A 2,924-nucleotide genomic window follows, 5' to 3' on the forward strand; every position below is an offset into this window, starting at 1 on the left:
GTGCGGGGCCGACGGGCGCCGGGCGGGTCGTCCGGCTCGGCGCTGCGCGCGTGCCCGGCCGCGCGGCGTTGGAGTGAGATCCGACGCCCCGCCGCCCCGGACCGGGTGGCGCTCCGCGCCGCCCGGGTAGACGGGCGGGATGAGCGAGCACACCGACCAGCCCCGGCCCGGCGGCCCCGACGACCGGCCCACCACCGCCCACACCCGGCCCCCCGGCGTGGACGACGCCACCGTCGCCGCCGTCGGCAAACTCTCCGAGGCCCTGGAGACCGCCGAGCAGGCCCGCGGCAACCTGTACGCCTTCCACCAGCTCACCGGCAAGGCGGACCTGCTCCTCGGCGAGGCCGCCGACGCGCTGCGCGAGGCCGGCCACACCGACCAGGCCGACCTCGTCGAGCGCGAGATCGTCGGCCGCAACGTCATCCCCGGCCACTGGACCTTCCAGATCGTGGAGTCCTACAACGCCACCTACCACCGCCCCTTCACCGCCGTCGAGCAGCAGGTCCGCGACCAGCTCGTCGACGGCCGCGACCACCTGCACGAGGCGGAGATGAAGGAGAACCGCCGCACCCACGGCCACCCCCACCACACCGCCGGCCCCTGACCGGCGCGGGCGGGGTCCGGTTGCTGCCGCCGCTGTCCGACCGCCGCGACCCGGGCGCTACGGTGGAACCGTCCGGCGCCGAGTGACGGGGGCCGGACTCCGCGTAGCGGCGGAACCGACGGCCGCGGGTGGGGACCCGCGAGTGGGGGGAACGATGACCGGGGAGCGGACGAGGCCGGAGCACGAGCCCGGCGGTCGGAAACGGGTCGCCGGTGCGCTGGACGCGGTGGGCTCGGCGCCGTGGTGGGCTCGGACGGGGACAGTGGCGGTGGTGGCCGTCCTCCTGGTGCTCACCGCGCTGCCCCCGTGGTCGGGGCCGTTGGTCGGGCCCGGGCAGGGAGTCCCGGGGTGGGCCGCGGTCACGGCGCTGGCTGCGGCCGGTCTGCTGGTCGGCGGCCTCGGCCTCCCCTCCGCTCTGCGGGGCGCGGCGGCCGCGGCGACGCTCACCGCCGTGGTGGCGTCGGTCGCCTACCTCCGCACCCCGGAGGCCGTCGACGCCCCCTCACTGCTCTCCGCGATCGCGTACCCGGCCGAGCGCCCGGCGGCAGCCCTCGCGCTCGCCCTGGTCGCGTCGGCGGCAGCCGCGGTCTGTCTGGCCCTGGCCGCCCGCCCGGGCGCGTGGCTTCCCGCGGAGGGTGGCCGACGGGCGCGGGGCCGCCGGCTGCTGGCGGTCGGTACCGCCGCCGCGCTGATCGGCGGCCTGCTCGGCGCGGGAGCGGCCGCCGGTGTGGACCGGGCGCAGCGCGCCCTGGCGGCCGGGCCCTACTACGACGCGGTGTCCGACCCCCTCGATCCCTGGCTGCGGTACGGGTACGAGGTCACCTCCGGGGAGCGCCGTGAAACCCTGCCCCACCTCGAACCGACCGGTGTCGGGTGGCAGGGTTCGCTGCCCGGCCCGGCGGAGCTGACCACCTGCCTCCTCGTACCGCCGCCACCCGGGAAGGGCGGCCGTACCGCGCACGGGCAGGACATCGCCGGCAGCACGCTCGTCACGGTCGAGCAGCAGGAGGACGCCGACGCGGTGATCGGTGTCGACCCGACCAACGGCAAGGAACGCTGGCGCTACACCGTCCGCCACGGCCGGGTGGTCGTTCCGACGGAGGAAGGGCGGGGGGCACGTTTCGCGGTGCACCTCGGCCACGTCGCCGTCTCCCCGCTCTGCACGGTCCACGTGGTCATCGAGCCGCTGACGCTGGTCACCCTGGACGGGAGCAGCGGGAAGGTACTGCGGGAGACCCCGCTGTCCGGTGTCGGCGGCCCGGGATGGACGTTCGTGACCGACGCGGGCACCGAACCGGGGGCCGACGGGCCCGACGAGGATGCCACGTCCGACCGGCGGGCCGTGGTCGCGCTGCCGCAGACCACGCACGTCTACCTCCGCTCGCCCTCCGCCCTCGCGGAGTTCACCGACACGGGGGAGCTGCTCGGCTACGGCGATCTCCGCGACTGCGCGGTGCTGGCGGCCCCCCAGAACGATCCCTTTGCCCGAGGTGTCTCGGACGCGGTACTGCTGTCCCAGAACTGCCCCGGGTTCCACGTCGACTTCGTCGCGGTACCGCCCGTGCCACAGGACCCCTCCGGGTCGGCCACCGCCCACCTGCTCAGGCCGGCCGTCCCGTCCTGGGCGGGCCACGTCCCCGTTCTGGGGTGCGAGACAGCGCCCCGCGTCAGCCAGCTGGTGCCGCCCCAGCAGCTGTCAGGGCTGTCACTCGTCGGCCGGTGGTGCGACCGCTTCGAGGGACCGATCATCCTGCGGGGCGTCAGCGATCAGCGGTTGGTCGAGGCGACGGAGCTGCCGGCGGACACCGAGCTGCCGTTGCGGGTGGTCGGGAGGACAGGCTCACGCATCGTCTGGATCAGCGGCGGCGAGCTTCACCGCCTCGGACCCATGAGTGAACGGATCTTCCACGAGACGGACTGGCCGTTGCGCATCGTCGATGCGGGGCGCGAGCTGCTGTACGCCGGTGACGAGGCGATCGAGGCGGCGCTGGTCGACTCGGCGCCCAGCACCGCCGACGGCCGCCGTGACCACCACGAGCTGGTGTATACCGTCGGGGTGTCGGGCACCGTGACGGCGCTGACCCGCGCCGAGGACGACGTCTCGTCGGAGTTCACCCGCTACGCGGAACTCCCCGGAGCGGCGGGCCGGTGCGCGGGGGACCGCGATCTGCTGCTGGACCGACCGGGGCAGCGGCTCCTGGTCACCTGCGAGTCCGAGACGGGCACGGAGGTGACCGTGATCGAGACGGAACGCCCGCCCGAGGCATAGGCAGTCTCCTCCCGGCCCGCGGGCTCGCCCCGTGGGCCGGCCGCCGGGCGC

2 protein-coding genes are annotated in these 2,924 nt (G+C 75.6%); both read left to right on the forward strand.

Features of this window, described 5'->3' with window-relative positions; genetic code table 11:
* The first annotated feature begins 139 nt into the window (after nt 1–139).
* Nucleotides 140–604 (forward strand): hypothetical protein, encoded by a 465-nt coding sequence (locus tag HCN52_RS23430; protein WP_168090429.1) that lies wholly within the window; start codon nt 140–142, stop codon nt 602–604.
* A 271-nt stretch (nt 605–875) separates the two neighbouring features.
* Nucleotides 876–2,873: a hypothetical protein gene (locus HCN52_RS23435; RefSeq protein WP_168090430.1), complete on the forward strand. Its 1,998-nt coding sequence runs from the start codon at nt 876–878 to the stop codon at nt 2,871–2,873.
* The last annotated feature ends 51 nt before the right edge of the window (nt 2,874–2,924 follow it).

Origin of the sequence: Streptomyces bohaiensis, assembly GCF_012033785.1 — a bacterium.
GTDB lineage: Bacteria > Actinomycetota > Actinomycetes > Streptomycetales > Streptomycetaceae > Streptomyces > Streptomyces bohaiensis.

Excerpts from the sequence above, each read along its gene's own strand:
- HCN52_RS23430 (WP_168090429.1), top strand. The coding sequence starts at position 140 with ATGAGCGAGCACACCGACCAGCCCCGGCCCGGCGGCCCCGACGACCGG.